Source organism: Streptomyces chlorus (assembly GCF_042655885.1).
In the GTDB taxonomy this organism is placed as follows: domain Bacteria; phylum Actinomycetota; class Actinomycetes; order Streptomycetales; family Streptomycetaceae; genus Streptomyces; species Streptomyces chlorus.
Genome location: NZ_JBHSOA010000098.1, coordinates 1 through 16423, shown reverse-complemented (window position 1 = coordinate 16423; position 16423 = coordinate 1). Strand labels below are relative to the sequence as shown.

The 16423-nt window shown below is 65.4% G+C and carries 19 protein-coding genes; 14 read left to right on the top strand and 5 right to left on the bottom strand.

Going from position 1 to position 16423, the window contains the following annotated elements:
* Window positions 1-97 precede the first annotated feature (97 nt).
* A complete protein-coding gene (locus ACFPZI_RS32170; protein WP_381370684.1) occupies window positions 98-583 on the bottom strand; it encodes a DUF4265 domain-containing protein in 486 nt (161 codons plus the stop codon).
* A 603-nt stretch (window positions 584-1186) separates the two neighbouring features.
* Between ACFPZI_RS32170 and ACFPZI_RS32165 the strand changes: the two genes are divergently transcribed.
* Entirely contained in the window at window positions 1187-1984 is a 798-nt protein-coding gene (locus ACFPZI_RS32165) for a hypothetical protein (protein ID WP_381370682.1), read from the top strand.
* A gap of 465 nt (window positions 1985-2449) precedes the next feature.
* Here the strand turns inward: ACFPZI_RS32165 and ACFPZI_RS32160 are convergent, their stop codons facing one another.
* The 4 genes from ACFPZI_RS32160 to ACFPZI_RS32145 form a co-directional block, all read right to left on the bottom strand.
* On the bottom strand, window positions 2450-4390 hold the full coding sequence (locus tag ACFPZI_RS32160) for a DUF3732 domain-containing protein (RefSeq protein ID WP_381370681.1): 1941 nt from the start codon (window positions 4388-4390) through the stop codon (window positions 2450-2452).
* Window positions 4387-4893, bottom strand: coding sequence for a three component ABC system middle component (locus ACFPZI_RS32155; RefSeq protein WP_381370679.1), 507 nt, complete (start codon window positions 4891-4893; stop codon window positions 4387-4389). The genes ACFPZI_RS32160 and ACFPZI_RS32155 overlap by 4 nt, the downstream gene beginning before the upstream one ends.
* Window positions 4890-6074 carry an ABC-three component system protein gene (locus ACFPZI_RS32150; protein WP_381370676.1) on the bottom strand — a complete coding sequence of 395 codons (1185 nt, stop codon included), beginning with the start codon at window positions 6072-6074 and terminating at the stop codon, window positions 4890-4892. The genes ACFPZI_RS32155 and ACFPZI_RS32150 overlap by 4 nt, the downstream gene beginning before the upstream one ends.
* A 312-nt stretch (window positions 6075-6386) precedes the next feature.
* Complete coding sequence (locus tag ACFPZI_RS32145) at window positions 6387-7481, bottom strand: DUF1152 domain-containing protein (RefSeq protein WP_381370673.1); 1095 nt, start codon at window positions 7479-7481, stop codon at window positions 6387-6389.
* 85 nt (window positions 7482-7566) lie between these two features.
* On the opposite strand from ACFPZI_RS32145, the gene ACFPZI_RS32140 reads away from it, so the two are divergent.
* From ACFPZI_RS32140 to ACFPZI_RS32080, 13 genes are all read left to right on the top strand, one after another.
* A complete protein-coding gene (locus ACFPZI_RS32140; RefSeq protein ID WP_381370670.1) occupies window positions 7567-8307 on the top strand; it encodes a GntR family transcriptional regulator in 741 nt (246 codons plus the stop codon).
* 280 nt (window positions 8308-8587) lie between these two features.
* A complete protein-coding gene (locus tag ACFPZI_RS32135) occupies window positions 8588-9025 on the top strand; it encodes an ATP-binding protein (protein ID WP_381370667.1) in 438 nt (145 codons plus the stop codon).
* Between the two features lie 89 nt (window positions 9026-9114).
* Complete coding sequence (locus tag ACFPZI_RS32130; protein WP_381370664.1) at window positions 9115-9843, top strand: GntR family transcriptional regulator; 729 nt, start codon at window positions 9115-9117, stop codon at window positions 9841-9843.
* Window positions 9844-9969: 126 nt separating this feature from the next.
* The gene (locus ACFPZI_RS32125) at window positions 9970-10320 is read left to right on the top strand and encodes an SCO3933 family regulatory protein (protein ID WP_381370661.1); all 351 of its coding nucleotides are present in this window, start codon (window positions 9970-9972) and stop codon (window positions 10318-10320) included.
* A 5-nt stretch (window positions 10321-10325) separates the two neighbouring features.
* Window positions 10326-11699: an FtsK/SpoIIIE domain-containing protein gene (locus ACFPZI_RS32120; RefSeq protein ID WP_381370658.1), complete on the top strand. Its 1374-nt coding sequence runs from the start codon at window positions 10326-10328 to the stop codon at window positions 11697-11699.
* Window positions 11700-11781: 82 nt separating this feature from the next.
* Window positions 11782-12378: a DUF2637 domain-containing protein gene (locus tag ACFPZI_RS32115; RefSeq protein WP_381370655.1), complete on the top strand. Its 597-nt coding sequence runs from the start codon at window positions 11782-11784 to the stop codon at window positions 12376-12378.
* Between the two features lie 20 nt (window positions 12379-12398).
* On the top strand, window positions 12399-12599 hold the full coding sequence (locus tag ACFPZI_RS32110) for a hypothetical protein (protein WP_381206478.1): 201 nt from the start codon (window positions 12399-12401) through the stop codon (window positions 12597-12599).
* Window positions 12599-12790, top strand: coding sequence for a mobile element transfer protein (locus tag ACFPZI_RS32105; protein ID WP_381370652.1), 192 nt, complete (start codon window positions 12599-12601; stop codon window positions 12788-12790). The genes ACFPZI_RS32110 and ACFPZI_RS32105 overlap by 1 nt, the downstream gene beginning before the upstream one ends.
* A gap of 9 nt (window positions 12791-12799) precedes the next feature.
* Window positions 12800-12994: a hypothetical protein gene (locus ACFPZI_RS32100; protein WP_150472011.1), complete on the top strand. Its 195-nt coding sequence runs from the start codon at window positions 12800-12802 to the stop codon at window positions 12992-12994.
* A 17-nt stretch (window positions 12995-13011) separates the two neighbouring features.
* Window positions 13012-13257, top strand: a complete 246-nt coding sequence (locus ACFPZI_RS32095; protein ID WP_381370713.1) for a SpdD protein — start codon at window positions 13012-13014, stop codon at window positions 13255-13257.
* A 151-nt stretch (window positions 13258-13408) separates the two neighbouring features.
* On the top strand, window positions 13409-14692 hold the full coding sequence (locus tag ACFPZI_RS32090) for a replication initiator (protein WP_381370711.1): 1284 nt from the start codon (window positions 13409-13411) through the stop codon (window positions 14690-14692).
* On the top strand, window positions 14685-14924 hold the full coding sequence (locus tag ACFPZI_RS32085; protein ID WP_381370649.1) for a helix-turn-helix transcriptional regulator: 240 nt from the start codon (window positions 14685-14687) through the stop codon (window positions 14922-14924). Before ACFPZI_RS32090 ends, ACFPZI_RS32085 begins: the two co-directional genes overlap by 8 nt.
* Complete coding sequence (locus tag ACFPZI_RS32080; RefSeq protein WP_381370646.1) at window positions 14924-16270, top strand: tyrosine-type recombinase/integrase; 1347 nt, start codon at window positions 14924-14926, stop codon at window positions 16268-16270. Before ACFPZI_RS32085 ends, ACFPZI_RS32080 begins: the two co-directional genes overlap by 1 nt.
* Window positions 16271-16423 lie beyond the last annotated feature (153 nt).

The following is a 16423-nucleotide window of genomic DNA, read 5'->3' as shown; positions in this document are numbered from 1 at the left end:
CCCGCGCGCCTGGTGGTCATCGTTGGTCGTCATTGGCCACTGCCGAGCGACCTCGGACGGCCCAGAGACGGCCCAGCCGTGGATCACATGAACGGCCTCAGCCAGCAGAGGTAGCCCGCCACTGCGCGGTGATGCATCCCTCTTCCATGTCCCACCACTCCTTGGCCACGCCATGGCTGAGCAGCTTCTGCACCTTGGCGAGATCAGCGGTGGGCGGGACGTCCAGGGCAACCATGCCGAACCGCTCTATGCCCTCGCCGCAGACTCCGAGTTCGTGGAACGCGTTGATCACGCTCTGCCGCGCAGCTCCAGAGCCGCCGTCACGGAACACGATGAGGCGGATGGTGCAGTTCTCGGAACGTCGAACCACCTCGCCGGCCCATCGCACGCCCTCCTCGTCGGACTCGGTGGCCACGACGTCCCCGCAGGCGATACCCCGGACGAACCAGGGGATGTTGTCGAGCCGCGCAGTGCCGTCGCCTCGGTCGACCGCCCACAGACTCTCCACCGACGCCGGGGGCCAGTCGTCCTCGATCTCAAGCCGGAAGTGCACCTTCACGTACAGGCCCGCGGGGTTCGTCATGGTGCCCAGGATGCACAGCCCTGCCGCGCCGGCCGCAGATGGGTGACGGATGCTGTCTACTCAAGCTGAATGCGGGTTCGTCTGTGCCTCAGCCAACGACAGTCAGCCACGACGGCGAGGATGTCGGCCGATCACGCGCGCGTATGCCTCGCTGCACCCCAGCGGCCTCAGCCACGCTGCCGATGCCGTCGACCAGAGCAAGCCGCGACGGCGGCCCCGTGACGACGGTGCCTGAGTCTCAGCTTGGGAAGCTTGGGCTCTCGGTAGGCGGCTGCCTGGCTGAACTGCGGCGAAGCGGGCGCGGGGCCTGACTGAGCGGCGGCTTGGTCCCCGCCATTCCCCGTGGTTCCCCGCACGATCTGGCACGTGTCTGGCACGGTTGCTGCCGTCCACTCTGCGCGTCTGCCGTGAGCCACGGGCTACTCGTAGGTGGTCGCAGCCTGCAAGCTCGTGCGAAAAAGCTCCAGTCACCGCTGGCGGGCAGATTGCGGCCGGCGTTGCTGTACCAGCCGTCCGCGTCGTCGCTCCAGCGATGTCCGCCGTCTCCACGGAAGAGTAAGATGCCGAGCCCTGCAGACGCTCCGGGCGTAGATCATGTGACACATGGATCTCGAAGGAATTGGAGCGTTGGCCGCGGCTGCCGTCGCAGCCGTCGGCATACCGACAACTCTCGTCCTCGGCCGTTGGCAGTTGCGGGGGGCGCTACGCGGGGCGGAAGAGGCTGCTCGCGCCGGTTTGGCCCAAGCAGATGCAAGCTACCGGGCAGCACTTGATGCCGTGCGAGCACAGGGCCGGAACGACCACCTACAGTGGCGGCGCGGCGTCCAGCGAGACGCTTACGCAGCCTTCCTCCAATCGGTCCTCAGCTACACCGATACCGCCAGCAACAACTTCGGCGGCGGCATCTCTCGGCTTGAGGAAACCCGGGAGCGCATCACTGCATTGAAGGCTCTGGAGACGGACATGTCGCACAGAGCTTGGGTAGTGCGACTGGAAGGTCCCGACGGAGTCGCCGACGCAGCCATCACCCTTCAACTGTCCGCCAGTCTCTTGGTGCTGGTGCACCAACAACACGCGCTCCGGAGGGCCGCCATGTTCGAAGTCAATGACCGTGCTCTCGCTCACCCGCATGAGGTGGCACGCATCTGGGAGTTGGTCCCCGTCGCGCAGGGCTTTTGGCACACCATCGGCACTCCCGGCATGGAAGACAGCTCAACGGACGTGTTGCAGGAGCTGCGTGATCTGTTCAGCACCTGCGAGATATCGGGAGGACTGCTGGCCACTCTGTGCCAGCCGCACGAGCCGGTTCCTGAAAACGTCACCCCGTATGACGACGCCATCAAGGACTTTATCCGGGCGGCGAGTGAGGCACTGCACCCCGCAGGGCCGCCCGCCCCATGAAGGTGTGGTAGTCGCCTCCGCACGACTTGGCCGGGCCGGTGGGGACTTGTGCGGCCTGGGGCCGTTGTTCATGCCGCACTGCTCGAAGAGTTCCAGCCGGTGTGGGCTCGGTGATCGGAGCGGATAACCGCTTTAGGAGAGAGGCTGGGTGATCTCGGGCCTGAGCTGCGGCTTCGCCGGCCGAGGAAGGGGGCGGCTCCTCGACCGAGGGGCACCGGTGTTGACCGTGGCTGACTCCTGCATCTGGCACGGTTGTGGCACGAGCCTCAGCCGACGACAGTCAGCCACGGTGGTGGGTGCGTCGACTGGCCAGGCGCGCGTGTGTCTCGCTGTACCCCGGCCGGCCTCAGCAACACTATGGTTGTCGTCCGCTAGAGCAAGCCGGTAGCGGTCGGCCGTGACACGTCGAATGTTTTGATTCCCGCTCGTGGCCAATGCTTCAACTGCGCTGCTTTTACGAGCTGGTCACCAGTCTTGCGGAATGAGAGCTTTACCGTTCCGCCACTTCTCTCGTACACAGTCCTGGAACCATTGTTCATCGAAGTCTGCGTGTTCAGCGATGATAATTTGGTAGGGCTTTGCTGCCCGACCGGCAGCATCAATGATGAAACGGAAAGTCTCCGCGATCGTATTCCTGTCACCCGAAACTGAATCATTATCTCGGTACTCTGAGTCCGCAGGGAACCCAACCTGAGACGGTTGGTCAAAAAACACGAACCCTGGAACGGGCCTGTTGTGCTCGGCAAACCATTCATGGAGTGCCATATGCACTAGCACGTGATAGGCAACCCAACTTTGACCACTTCCGATTTGCGGCATCGCTAGCGGCCCAGATGGGGTGTCCAAAATGATCTGCAGTTTCTTAATGTCGAACCTGAGAGGATTAGACGAATGTTCGATAGGGAGCTGGCTAGACCAGTTGGTCATTAGTTGATTCAGTCTGGACAGGATAGAAAGCGTCCTGTCACGGATCAGATCGGAGTCAACCTCATTCTCGGCCGCCTCCAGCTGAACACGCAGGGATTCCAATTCTTGCTTGAGCAGCCTCAGCCGTTCATCGCCTCCCACCCCCTCAAGGTAAAAGTCGATGCGGCCGACTACGGCTGCCTGTACGTTCTCTTGCAGCGCCAAGTTTCTATCGCGCTCACTCGCTCGCTCGATTGCCTCCAGTTGGGCAGAGTTGCTTCTGACCGCTTGCTGACACTCTTCGATCTCCTGCTTCAAGGTGTCAGCAAGAGCCTTCAACCGGGGAGACTCAGATGGCAATGCCTGAGGGATACGACTCAGAGAGGAGAAGTGCTCACGTAGCTCGTCGATCTCTTCCTGTTGTCCGCCCACGTGGGAACCGCATAGAGGACATTCGTCGATGCCAGCCTCAGGAATTAGCTGAACAAAGGCAAGTCTAGATCGTTGCTCAGCCGCTTCCCTTTCAAAGTTTCTCCGGTCGTTCAGAAGCGTAGCGATAGACTCAAGGGAACTCTGTGCTTGCTTAGACCTCCTCCGAATAAGGTCACGTTCTTGGAGTAGACCTTGGCGCGCATTGTCAGCATCGCCGAGCTGCGCACTGTCCGTTTCTGTGGATCTGCCGCTCGCGTTCTGACGCAATGCCAGGATAGCTCGCAATTCTGCCAGTGCATCGACATTCGATGGATCTTCGCCAGAGGCATTGGCAGTAGTCATTCCTGCACTAGCCGCTTCCGCTAGAAGCTGTCGCGCTCGCGTACCGCCCCGGTCGGCTGCTGCTTCTAGGTCAGCAACCTCTCTAGTAGTGTCCCTAATCCTTTTCTTGAGTCGATTGATGCGACGCGCAACCCGAACGTCTTCCGCCGTGATAGCACCTAGGAAAAAAGGCAGGGTCTCCCGAATAGAGTTTGAGACGAACGGTTCTCCTTGGCGGTGGAAGAGTCTTTGCCGACTGATGATTTCGTCTTGCTGCTGGTACAGGAAGAACGCAGCATGACGGAGGGTAACGGAGTAATTAGGGAGCCCTTGCAACTCTGCATTTCCCGTATCCGGGAACGAGAGCAGCCGCGACAGGAGACTAATGAGGCCATCGGCATTCGTTGTGGGCGTGAGTTCCGCGTAATCGGGGACCCCAACTGACGCGCCTTGTTTTACAAAGACTCGCTGAGACGACTGCGCGCCTTCCTCCGGGGCCTGTCTCGCGACGAAAACCTGGAATTCGTTCACTTGCAGGAGCAGTGCATACCATGCAACAGTCTCTGTAATTTTTCCCCGTGGCACATCACACGTCCCACTACCGAGACAGTAGTCAATGATGTCGGTAAGAGCGGTCTTACCAGTTGCAGAATCTCCAGTGATGATGTTGACCGCGTTCAACCTTAGCGGCAACCTGCGCCTTTTTCCGGTCCACGAGTAGAGTACGATTTCGCGAATCTGCATCATCCTGCAGCAACTCCCCAAATTGAAAAGATCGAGGCGGCATCACCTGATCTTGCGAAACTCTTCCCTAGTCGCTCAGCGACCTTAAGAATGTCTTTCACTTCAGGGGATCCCTGAGATAGTGACCGCAGATTCCTGATCCTGCGTGCGGGAGTAGCGCCAACCTTGGCATGTTCCAGTGTGAACAGCCCGGCTCGCGCGCCGAGAATCAGTGCCTTTCTCACTGCCGGCGCCAGCGCGGGCGTATTTCTCTGCAGTACTAGGCGCTCTCTCTCATGCGTTTCGATCCAGACCAGAAGAGACGTGGTCTTTGTGATCGGAAAAGTGTCACGAATTTGCTTACTCATGGCGGCGGGGACGGCCAAAAAAGCCAAAGACAATGGCATCTTCTCCTTGGCCTCGGACTCGTAAAATTCAGCAGACTTCCGGATGACGACGGAAAGGAAGGCAGGATTGAAGAGCGCTGATTCTTCCTGGCTAGTGAACTGTTGCAGCCACTGGCTCATGCAGGCTCGCTCTCAAGCAAAGACGCCAATCTCGCTTCAAAATCGGGATGCCATCCAACTATACGCTGATCGGCAAGGCCATGATAAGTTCCTTGCATAACGAAAGATTCGCGACACATTTCTCGGATTCTAATATCGGCTTCTTGCTCAACCCACTTGTAGAGTGCTCGGGCGACTTTTAGCTTTTCTGCTTCTGCGGCGGATTCGCCAATTTCCTCTCGTGATTCCCAGAATCTTACCCGCCACGCCTCCTTTAGGCGTTCCTCATACCGGGAAAGTTCGCCCGGAGCAAGTAGGTCATCTCGAAGCCATTCTGATCTCTGTGCAAAAGCGCGAACATAGCACGACACGGCCCCTGCTAGTCGTGGACCAGTCACATTGATGAGCTGGAGCTGACGGACGTAGTCGCTGTCACCTCCTTCTTTTTCAACGATGTCGAAAATCTCCGGATTGATGGGTAGGTTATCGCGCCTAAATTCCTCCCTTATCAATTCAAGCTCTTCCTGAATCTCTGCGACCGTGATAGGTGGGGCAGTTTTATCTCTGAGATGCTGCACGCATCGCTGAAACCACCAGCCCTCTAGACGTCGAAGGAAAGCTGGTCGTTTATCTGAAGAGGCTGCGAAGTACAGCTTTTTCTGCAGATCGGCTTCGAGGTCATCCAGGAGTGGTTCGCTGTCAATCACGATGACGGTTGAAACAAGGGCAGCCCTCTCCGTCGGTTCCAACTTAAGGAACATTTCATATGCGTCTTGCTGCTTGTCGTTTTTAGAGGTTTCTGCAGTCTTCGTGAGAATCTCGGTCGCCTTACTCAAGTCGCGGTCCTGATCGCGCAGATAGTAGGCTGCAGAACCTGTCGCCGCCCTGCCTGTCGTAATTAGATATCGACAAACAGGAGATTCCTGTGAAAAGGAATATCCTGCTGGCTGATCCAGCCAAATTCTGAACGTTTTCCAGATGTCCGCTGAGGCGTTAGGTATGGTCGTAGAAGGATCAGTGTGGTACTTGAGTTGTAGTACTTCCGTCGGCGTCCCGGGTGAATCGAAACTGACGTCGTCCAGTTGTTCGATTCGAACGTTGGCAGTTGAGCCGGACTGGATCCGGCTCAACGCGGCATGCAGCGCATATCTGGCCTGATACAGGTAGCCAAGCATGGATTCGTTGGCAGAGTAGTCGGCCACGCGGCCCCCCGGTAAGTGCAGCCAGCAACTTGAATTATCAGCGATGGTAGCGAGGGAGATTGTGCCTTGTGAAGCCACTTGTGCGGTCTGATGCGAGGTGCGCCGTGTGGTCGATGCGCTTGAGCTTGATGAGTCGTCCGCCCGAGCTGTGCTGCGCCTCCCTCCGACCGGAAGTAGCTGATTGCTCATGGCGCGGCACGGGCGCCGGCCGGGCTGGAGCGGGGCGGAGACAGGAGCGCAGGCCCGGCCGGCGCCCGTGCCGCGCGCGGTGAGCGGAGCGAGCCGCCTTGAACCCGTAAAGAAGGTTGTAACTCAGTCGTCGGAGGTGATGCGCCACAAGGGAGCTGCGTACTGCTCCGGACGGTTGCTAATGAGCAGTTGGCGTAGGGCGTCCCTGTGAGAGCCGCTGAGGTTCAGGGTCTCGGTGAGGTGGCGGAACGTCGTGTGGGTGACTCCGCGGGTTCGGGCCTCGCTCTGGAACTGGTCGAGCCGAGACAGCGCGTCGTCGGGGTCCAGCTTCGTCGGTGGCCGCTCAGTGAGCCATGTTGCCTTGTTGCGTTCGTAGTCAATTTCCGAGAAGCCGCAGATCTCGCGGCTGTATGCCTCGGCCTCGTCCAGGGTGGCGGTCGTCATGATGGCGCGGGCCAGGTTGTTGCGGCTCACCGCGTCGTCCAGGTCGACCTCGTGGACAGTGGGTCCTTCGTCGGTGAGGGGGACGGGAAGGCCGGCGTCGCGCACCTCGCAGATGCCGCGGGCTCCTCGGGCTGTTGCGGCGAGCATGGCGGTGGCCTCTGAGGGGTGCCACTCCAGGATGCTGCCGATCACCTCCACGTCCTCGGCCGTGAAGGTGTGGACGAGGGTGCCGAATAGGGGGCGCAGGTCGTTGGGGGAGATCTCGCCGTCCAGCCCGGGGCCGGCGACCAGGAGCCGGATCGGGGCGTTGACCTGGCAGCAGGCGGCGAGGGTGAGGGCGTCGGCGAGTGGGCTCTTGAGGGTGGGTTCGTCGCCCTGGGCGAGGATGTCGCCGCCGACGTCGAGCAGATCGATCGATGCCGGTGCCAGGTGGGACACCAACTCTTCGAGTTGGCGGGTGATGCCCTCAACGCCGTGGTGCGGGTCGAGCAGGGCCAGGGTGTGCGGGAGCTCTGCCGCGAGGCGGGGGAGTGTGGAGCCCGCCGGGGCGATCGGTTGGGCCTCGGCCGGCACCGACCAGACGGACTGAGTGATGGGCCCGAGTCCCGTGAAGCTGTCGGCTCCTCGTGGTCCCGGGAGTGGGTCGATCAGGAGGCGGTCCCATGCGTACGTGAGGATCACCGCCTGGTCCCCGTTGCCGTAGAGGGCGGCGTGAAGCATGGCGGCGGCGACTGCGTCGCCCCCTCCTCCTGCTGCGACGATCAACCGCGTCATGCGTTCAGAGTACGGGTTCACGGGTTGGCCACTCACCCTATAGTGGCCAAAGGCCATAGCCACTTGGACGAGGAAGGGAGGAGAGATGCCGCAGATCGAAGAGGCTCAGCCGAAGTATCTCCAGATCGCCCACTACATCCGCGACCAGATCCTTCGGGGCGACCTGCGGCCGGGGGACGAGGTCCCCTCGGAACGGCAGCTCGCCGCGGACTGGAAGGTGTCCCGGCCCACGGCCGCGCGATCGCTGGAGGCGCTGAGCCATCAGGGTCTGGTCGAGAAGCGCCAGGGCTCGGGGACGTACGTGCGCAGCCTCGAAGTAAACCGGCGTGCACGCGAGTTGTACGGGCGCGCCCGGCAGACCGGGAAGATTTACACGCCCGGTGAGTACGCGGTGATCACTTCGGCCGGGTGGCTGGAGGCTCCGGACTACGTAGCGGAGGCCCTGGGTCTGGTGAAGGACCGCCGAGCCGTGCACCGCCGGCGCGTGACCAACAACCAGGACGGCCCGATCAACCTGTCCACCTCGTGGTTCGCTGCGGACGTCGGCCAGCGCGCGCCCAAGCTCACGGACCCCGAGCGGATCCAGGAGGGGACGCTCATGTACGTCGAGCGGATGACTGGGCGTCAAGGCAGTTATGCCGAGGACCGTATGTGTGCTCGGGCTGTCACGGACGAGGAGGCGGCCGACCTGCGGTTGGAGCCGGGATCCGCGGTTCTCATCGTTCATCACGTCGTCTTCGACCTCCAGGACCGCCCTCTGGAGTTCGCCGAAGCCACCTATCCGCCGCACCGCTGGGCGTTCGAACAGGGCTACCCGCTCACCTGACGACGACTCGCCAGTTGCGGCGAACCGCTTGCGCCTTCTAAGTGGCTAATGCCACTATCCAGAAAGTGGCTAAGGCCACTTGAGGAGAAGGAGGCACGACGTGACGAGTCGGCGGCCGGTGCAGGACGCGCGGTTAGCTTGCCGGGGGTGTCGGGGGCGCGGTTGGAAGCGCGTCGGCTCCCGAACGGTGCTGGCGCTCTCCACGGCCAACGACCGCAGCCGTGCCACGTCGAAGCGGCGCTGTCTCGACTGCGACGGCAGCGGCAAGGAGTGAGCACGCATGGCCTACACGATCGACCGTCACCCCTGTGAGGACTCACCGCGGCTCGGAGCGATGACCCTGCATCCGGAGCCCGAGTCAGTCCCCCGCGCCCGGCGCTGGTTCCGGAAGTTCATCGCTCCCTATAACCCGGCCTGCTCGGTCGACGACTGCGCGCTGATGATCTCGGAACTGGTGACCAACGCCATCCGCTACGGGAGGTCGGATGACTCGTGGGTGGTGCGGGTCGAGTGGTACCGCGAGGAAACCTCGCTCCGTGTCGACGTGCACAACCCGGGATTCCCGGCGAACGTACGGCTGCGGCACCCGGAAGCGAACGACGCCCACGGGCGGGGACTGCTCCTGGTCGACTCCATCGCCGACTCCTGGCGCTCCGGGCCCAGCTGCTTCGGCGGAACGGTCGTCTCTTTCGTGGTCGCTGATGCCTGGCCGGCGTGATGGGATAGCTTCCCCCTGCTACTGCGACCTTGAATCTGTCGTTAGTCTGGTTGACCAGTTGACTTGGCCAATCTCGACGGGCGGCGTTCATGGCGTATGAAGTGGAGCCACCGAAGTACGTGCGCCTTGCGCAGACGCTTCAGCGTCGCATCGAGGACGGCACGTACGCGCCCGGCGCCCGCGTACCGAGTGAGAACCAGTTGGTGCAGGCCTTCGGGATGTCCCGCCCGACCGTCGTCCGGGCGCTGGAGCTGCTGAAGCGGGACGGCTGGCTAGAGTCCCGGCAGGGGTACGGCACGATCGTCCGGGGTCGCCCGGAAGTCGTCGAGCAGAAGGACCGGCGGGGGCGTGAGGCGCTGGAGCGCGACGAGTCGCAGGGTGCGGGTCGGCTGATCGAAGTCGGGCATGTGCCTGTCCCGGCTCGGGTCGCCTCGGCGCTCGGTCTGCCGAAGAGGGCCGAAGTCCTCGCGCGCCGCTTCCTGGTCGAGGAGGACGGCGAAGCTGTCGAGCTGGTCTCGTCGTACTTCCCCGCCGGCCTGGTGGAAGGCACTGAGCTGGGGTCCGGTGAGCCCTTGAGCGGTAGTCCTCGTGAACACCTCGAAGCGCGGAAGAAAGTCCGCTTCGACCACGTGACCGAGCGGGTTTCCGCCCGGCTGCCCGAAGCCCGTGAAGCCGAGCTGCTGGATCTGCCGGACGGCGTCCCCGTGCTGAGCGTCCTGGTGGTCGCGTGTGACGCCTCCGGCCGAGCCTTGCAGGTCGCTGACGTGCTCCTGCCTGCCGACCGGCAGGAACTCGAAGACACCTACCGTCTGAACTGACCTCCACCCGGGGCAAGACCCCCGCGATAGCGACTTGACAAGTCAACCTGGCATCCCTAGCTTCGAACTTGCTAAGTCAACCTGTCAGGTTGGCGGATTGATCGACTCTCAGAAGGAGCAATCCCTGTGCGTGTGATCCGCGTTGACGCCTCGACCGCCACGATCCTGCTCACCGAAGCTCCGGCGCCGAAGGTGCGCGACCGGCAGACCGGTGAGATCGCCAAGGACGCCGTGAGCGGTGAGGCACTGATGACCGTCGGCGTCGTCTACATCGACGAGGGTGAGTCGTCGCTGATCCAGGTCACCGTCCCGGAGAGCGGCGTGACCGAGGGCCTGACGGTCGGTGCTCCGGTCTCGCTTCCGGGGCTGGTGGCGCGGCCGTGGCAGAGCGTGTTCAACGGCAAGGAGCGGCACGGCATCGCCTACCGGGCGACCGCCATTGCTCCCGGCGCTTTCCCGATGACTCAGGCGGGCTGACGGCCGTGACCGACCTGGTGACGTGGGCCGAGCTGGGCGGACCGCTCGCTGTAATAGGCGGCGCGGCCTACGCCCGGCATGCCCACCCGGCGGCGTACTGGTCCACGGTCGGGCTGCCGCTCTCGGTGGTCCGGCTGCTGGCCTCGTACTCCTCGACCATGGACGCCTGCGGCCTGACCGTCGAGCCGTCCCGCTGGCGGGCTCTGGCCGTTCGGGCCACCACCCGGCGGGAGGTGCGACCGGTTCCCCCGCGCCGCGGAGTGATCCGGCCCAACTCGACCGGCCTGCGGGTACGGTTGCGGCTCGCTCCCGGGCAGGAACCGACGGATGTGGCCGCCTCGGCGGAACGGCTGCGGCACGCTTGGGGCGTTCACGCCGTGTACGTCAGGGACGTCAAGCCCGGGGTCGTCGAACTCCGGCTCGTCGGCTACGACGTCTTACGCAAGGTGCGGATGCCGCGCCGCGTCGACAGTGGGCCTCTGCGAGTGCCGGTGGCTCTTCGGGAGGACGCGACCGCGTTTGTGCGCGACTACCGCGCCGTGCCGCATGAACTCGTCCTCGGCGCCACGCTGTCCGGCAAGTCCATGTACCTCCGACACCTCATCTCCGGCCTCGCTGCCCAACCCGTCGCCCTGGTCGGCATCGACTGCAAGCGTGGCGTCGAGCTGGCGCCGTTCGCCTCGCGGCTCTCCGCGCTGGCGACCGATCCTGACGAAGCTGCCGAGCTACTGCCGGTTCTGGTCAAGGAAATGGAGGATCGATACGACCTGATCAAGGCACGGCAGGGAATCGCGCCCGGCATCCCGGACGAGGAGATCACCTCGGACGTCTGGGGGCTGCCCGAGAGTGAACGCCCGGTGCCCGTCGTCCTGTTCGTCGACGAGGTGGCCGAACTCTTCCTCGTCGCCACCCGTAAGGACGAGGAACGCCGGGATCAGATGGTGACGCACCTCATCCGGCTCGCCCAGCTCGGCCGCGCGGCCGGCATCTATCTGGAGGTGTGCGGGCAACGCTTCGGCGCCGAACTGGGCAAGGGCGCGACCATGCTGCGGGCCCAGCTCACCGGACGTGTCTGCCATCGAGTCAACGACGAACCTTCCGCCAAGATGGCGCTCGGCGACATCGCGCCCGAAGCGGTTCTCGCGGCCTGCTCGATCGCCCCCGAGCTGCCCGGCCTCGCTGTCGTCGGCGACACCTCCGGTGGCTGGTCCCGCATCCGCACCCCTTACCTGTCCCTCGCTGATGCTGCGGCCACCTGCCGTGATTCGGCGCACCTCAACCCGGACATCCCGGCTCTCGCGCCCTTCCGGCCGTACGTCCCGCCCGTGCCCGTAGCGGCCTCCGGGACGGCTACCGCTCCCCACCCCGTCACCGAGTAATCCCCCGTGATCCATCGGCAGGTGCGGCCGTCCCGTGCCACGTCCCTACCCCGCCATGCCCGGAACCGGAAGGAGTGGCGCCGTGCGTTCCCTGCCCGTCCGCCTCGACGCCGTACTCGTCCAAGCCCTGATCGCCGCCGCGCTGTCCTTCGCCCACCTTCACGACCTGGCCGCTGCTGCCGGACAGGACGGCTGGAAGGCCTGGGCTTACCCGGTCTCCGTCGACCTGCTGTTGGTGGCTGCCTGGCGGCAACTGCGCTCCGGCGGGTCGAAAGCGGCCGGGTGGTGCTGGTTCCTCGTAGCGCTGACCGCGTCGCTCGGCGCCAACGTCGCCACGGCCGGGCTGCTCGACCTGGACGCCGTACCGACCTGGCTGCGCATCCTCGTCGCCGGATGGCCGGCCGTTGCCTTCCTCGGCGGCACGCTGCTCGCCCACAGCTCGATGGAAGAGCCCGAAGAGGCCTCGGCCCCGGTGCCTGAGCCGCCCGCCGTAGAAGCGGCGCCCGAACCTGCTCCGCCGTCCGTCACCCCCGTCCCGCCCGCCCTCATCGCCCACGCCCGCAAGGTCGCCGACGAACACCGCGCCCGGACCGGAACCCCCATCGACCCCCCGACCCTTCGCGCCCGGCTCGGCGTTCCGCTGCCGCTCGCCGAAGCCATCGCCGTCCAACTCACCTGAACCCGGGAGTACTTCCGCCCATGCGTCCATCCACGCTCCGCGCCCTTAACCGCGCTGCCGAGCTGACCCGTCAGAACCGCCTCACCGAAGCAATGCTCATCGCCGAACCCGTGATCCTCACCGCCGACCCCGTCGAGGGCGAAGAGATCCGGCGGTGGCTGCTCGACCACGTCGCCGACTTCACCGGCGAGAACCACCCGGACTCGAAGGAGCTGCCCTGATGCCCGCCAACCCCCGCTTCCGCCGCGTCGTCCGCATCGGACCCGTCCAGGTCGGCACGTACTACGACGGCCGCGGCCGAGAGAAGCACGCCGCTGTCTGCACGGCTCCGCGCTGCGGCTTCTCCGCCGACTACGACAGCCGCACCACCGCCGAGCTGGCCGCCCGCACCCACCGCTGCCGCGTCCGCTGAGGAGACCCCATGACCGTCTCGCTCCCGCTCGTCTTCGTCCTGGGCGTCATCGCCTGGGCCGCGATCAAGTTCCTCGGCGTCCGCCTGTGGGTCGCCGTCGTGATCGCCCTGTTCGGCTTCTGGCTCTCCCACACCTTCCTCGCCCCCGCCATCGAGACCGGCACCCGCACCGGGGTCGACGTCGTCAACGGCACCGACAAGTGACCAGGAGGTCCGCTGTGGTGTTCCGCCCTCACCTGCCCGACGCTCCGCACCTGCCCACGACCCTCACCGCGCAGCACCAGGAACAGGCTCCGGTGCCGTCCGCCGGCCGCCCGCTCACCCCTTACGTGGGCGCGGTCACCGCCGTGGTCGTCGTCGGCATCGTCCTCACCACGCTCTTGGCGGCGGTCGCCGTTACGGCCGTCTCCGTCGCCATTGCCGCCGTGGTCCTGCGCTCCCTCGTCACAGGCGCCAACAGGCGCTGACCGGCCACCGGGGCGGCAAACGCCGCCAAGCATCCCGCCGCCCCGGGGCCGTCCCTCACAGCCACCGAAACAGCCGAAAGGGACTCCCATCCTTACCCACTCGACCCCGCCCCCGTTGGCGGAGCTGAGCACCCTCGCCGCCCTCGGCACCATGCCCGCCCTTGCCCGGCAGCTTGCGGGCCTGGGCGGTTGCACTCATCCCGTACGCCTCGACGGTCACCGCACCGAGTACGACGTCGACACCCGCACGGGCGAGATCGGCAACATCCTTCACCAGCTGGACTCGTCCAGCCTCCCCGCCGGTCGCCTCCTGGTCCGCTGCAACAACCGCCGCGCAACACGCTGCCCGGCCTGCGCCGAAACCTACCGCCGCGACACCTACCACCTGATCACCGCCGGACTGCGCGGCGGCAAGGGCACCCCCGACCAGGTCGCCACCCACCCGCGCGTCTTCGCCACCTTCACCGCCCCCGGCTTCGGCCCGGTCCACAACCGCCGCAACGGCGGCCGACCCTGCCGCTGCGGGGCACAGCACGACCAGGACGACGCCGTGCTCGGTGCCCCGCTCGACCCCGACACCTACGACTATGAAGCGGCCGTCCTCTGGAACGCGCATGCCGGTGCTCTCTGGCGGCGCTTCTCGATCTACCTCCGCCGGGAGGTCGCCAAGCGCGCCGGCCTTACGCAACGGGGCTTCCGCGAGCACGCCCGCGTCTCCTTCGCCAAGGTCGCCGAGTACCAGAGGCGCGGCGCCGTCCACTTCCACGCGGTCATCCGCCTCGACGGCCCGGAGGGCGGCGACACCCTGCCTCCTGCCTGGGCCACCGCCGAGCTGCTGGCCGACGCCATCCGGGCCGCCGCTGCCGCCGCCCGCGCGGACGGCCCGGTCATCGACGGCCGGGCCCATGCCTTCACCTTCGGCCGTCAGCTCGACGTCCGCACCATCCGCTCGGCCGACTTCGACGGCGGCCAGGAGCTGACCGAGCGGGCCGTCGCCGCGTACATCGCCAAGTACGCCACCAAGGGCGCCGAGACTGCCACGGGAGTTCTCGACCGGCCGCTGAAGTTCCTCGCCGAACTCGCCCAGCTCGACATCAGCGACCACGCCCGCCGGCTCATCCGCACCGCCTGGACCCTCGGCGCCCGCAAGGACCTCGAACACCTCCGCCTGCGGGCCTGGGCCCACATGCTCGGCTTCCGCGGCCACTTCTCCACCAAGTCCCGCCGCTACTCCACCACCCTCGGCGCCCTCCGCGACGCCCGCGCCGAATGGCGCCGCGCACAGGCCCTGACAGCGGCCGAGACCGGCCAGGGCACCACCCTCGTCCTCGCGCACTGGGTCTACGCCGGAACCGGCCTCACCGACGCCGAAGCCTGGCTCACCGAAACCCTCGAACCCGCCCCCGGAACAGAAGGAGAGCCCACCCATGGGTAGCCGACGCCTCGCTGTCCCGGAAGCGGCCTCCGAACCGCGTGGTCTGCCGCCGCGGTACCTGACTCCTGACGACCTGGTGGCGATGTTCGACCTGCCCAGCGTCGAGACGGTCTACCAGTGGCGTCGCAAGCGCACCGGTCCCCGTGGCTTCCGGGTCGGCCGGCACCTGCGCTACGACCCTGCGGACGTCCAAGCCTGGGTCGAGTCCCTGCGGGAAGGGGCTGCCGCCTGATGGCCGGGCACATTCAGGACCGCTGGTATCGGACCGAGACCGGCCCGGACGGCAAGGTGCGCAAGGTCAAGACCGAGCGCTACGGGTCCGGCCTCCGCTACCGCGCTCGCTACGTCGGCCCGGACGGCACGGAGAAGGCCAAGAGCTTCCCCGACCGTCAGAAGCGGCTCGCTGATCAGTGGCTGGCGCACATCGAGGCGGACATGGCGCGGGGGCAGTACATCGACCCGCGCGCTGCCCGGCTCACCTTCCAGCAGTACGCCGAACGCTGGGTCACCACGCAGGGCGCCGACCCGAACACCCAGGCTTCGATGGAGTCGCAGCTACGGCTGCACGCCTTCCCCTACCTCGGCTCGCGTCCGCTCGGCTCCTTCCAGCCGGCGCACATCCGGGACTGGGTGCGGCAGTTGCAGGAGAACGGCATCCGCGGGTCGTACGCCCGGACGATCTACTCCAACGTGCGCGCGGCGCTCAGTGCGGCCGTGGACGACGGCCACCTTCCCCGCAACCCGTGTGCGGCCCGGTCCGTCCGGCCGCCGACCGTCGACAACAAGCGCGTCGTGCCCTGGACGCCCGAGCGGGTCTTCGCCGTCCGGGCCGCCATGCCCGAGCGCTACCAAGCCATGGTCGACCTGGGCGGCGGCTGCGGGCTCCGCCAGGGCGAGATCCTGGGCGTGGCCGTCGACGCGATCGACTTCGACTCGGACACGCTGCACGTGGTGCAGCAACTGAAGCTGAGCCGTAGCAAGGCCGTGTTCGCGCCGCCGAAGGGCGGCAAGCTGCGGGACGTGCCGCTTCCCGGCCCTGTCGCCGATGCGCTCCGGGCCCACATGAAGCGGTTCCCGCCGGTCGAAATCACCTTGCCGTGGAAGGTGGCCGACGGTCCTCCCATGACCAAGCGGCTCCTCTTCACCGGGCCGCGGGGCGGGCATGTCTGGCGTACGTCGCTCAACGAGGAGGCGTGGAAACCGGCGCTCGCCGCGGCTGGCGTCATCCCCATGCCCGAGCGGGGCCGGCCTTACGCCGAGTCCCGGGAGAACGGCATGCATGCCCTCCGCCACTTCTACGCCTCGGTGCTCCTGGACGCGGGGGAGAACATCAAGGCCCTCGCCGAGTACCTCGGCCACTCGGACCCGGGGCTGACCCTCCGCGTGTACGCGCACCTGATGCCGTCGAGCCAGGAGCGGACCCGTAACGCTGTGGCCTCTGTCTTCTCCCTTCCTGCGAACCGCTCTCCTGCGAAACTTCGGACGAATGGGAGTGTAAATGTCATCCGTGAAAGCTCCCTCGGATCCGAAATCTCCTGCGAAACTTCGGACGAATGGGAGTGTAAATGTCATCCGTGAAAGCTCCCTCGGATCCGAAATCTTCTGCGAAACTTCGGACGAATGGGAGTGTAAATGTCATCCGTGAAAGCTCTCTAGGTGGCTGAACCTACCGTGAAAACGAGTTGGCGACTTGGTCAGTGGCCCGCCCGCCCGCCCGCCCGCCCGCCCGCC

Excerpts from the sequence above, each read along its gene's own strand:
- ACFPZI_RS32170 (WP_381370684.1), bottom strand. The coding sequence starts at position 583 with ATGACGAACCCCGCGGGCCTGTACGTGAAGGTGCACTTCCGGCTTGAG.
- ACFPZI_RS32165 (WP_381370682.1), top strand. The coding sequence starts at position 1,187 with ATGGATCTCGAAGGAATTGGAGCGTTGGCCGCGGCTGCCGTCGCAGCC.
- ACFPZI_RS32160 (WP_381370681.1), bottom strand. The coding sequence starts at position 4,390 with ATGATGCAGATTCGCGAAATCGTACTCTACTCGTGGACCGGAAAAAGG.
- ACFPZI_RS32155 (WP_381370679.1), bottom strand. The coding sequence starts at position 4,893 with ATGAGCCAGTGGCTGCAACAGTTCACTAGCCAGGAAGAATCAGCGCTC.
- ACFPZI_RS32145 (WP_381370673.1), bottom strand. The coding sequence starts at position 7,481 with ATGACGCGGTTGATCGTCGCAGCAGGAGGAGGGGGCGACGCAGTCGCC.
- ACFPZI_RS32140 (WP_381370670.1), top strand. The coding sequence starts at position 7,567 with ATGCCGCAGATCGAAGAGGCTCAGCCGAAGTATCTCCAGATCGCCCAC.
- ACFPZI_RS32135 (WP_381370667.1), top strand. The coding sequence starts at position 8,588 with ATGGCCTACACGATCGACCGTCACCCCTGTGAGGACTCACCGCGGCTC.
- ACFPZI_RS32130 (WP_381370664.1), top strand. The coding sequence starts at position 9,115 with ATGGCGTATGAAGTGGAGCCACCGAAGTACGTGCGCCTTGCGCAGACG.
- ACFPZI_RS32110 (WP_381206478.1), top strand. The coding sequence starts at position 12,399 with ATGCGTCCATCCACGCTCCGCGCCCTTAACCGCGCTGCCGAGCTGACC.
- ACFPZI_RS32105 (WP_381370652.1), top strand. The coding sequence starts at position 12,599 with ATGCCCGCCAACCCCCGCTTCCGCCGCGTCGTCCGCATCGGACCCGTC.
- ACFPZI_RS32100 (WP_150472011.1), top strand. The coding sequence starts at position 12,800 with ATGACCGTCTCGCTCCCGCTCGTCTTCGTCCTGGGCGTCATCGCCTGG.
- ACFPZI_RS32090 (WP_381370711.1), top strand. The coding sequence starts at position 13,409 with ATGCCCGCCCTTGCCCGGCAGCTTGCGGGCCTGGGCGGTTGCACTCAT.
- ACFPZI_RS32085 (WP_381370649.1), top strand. The coding sequence starts at position 14,685 with ATGGGTAGCCGACGCCTCGCTGTCCCGGAAGCGGCCTCCGAACCGCGT.
- ACFPZI_RS32080 (WP_381370646.1), top strand. The coding sequence starts at position 14,924 with ATGGCCGGGCACATTCAGGACCGCTGGTATCGGACCGAGACCGGCCCG.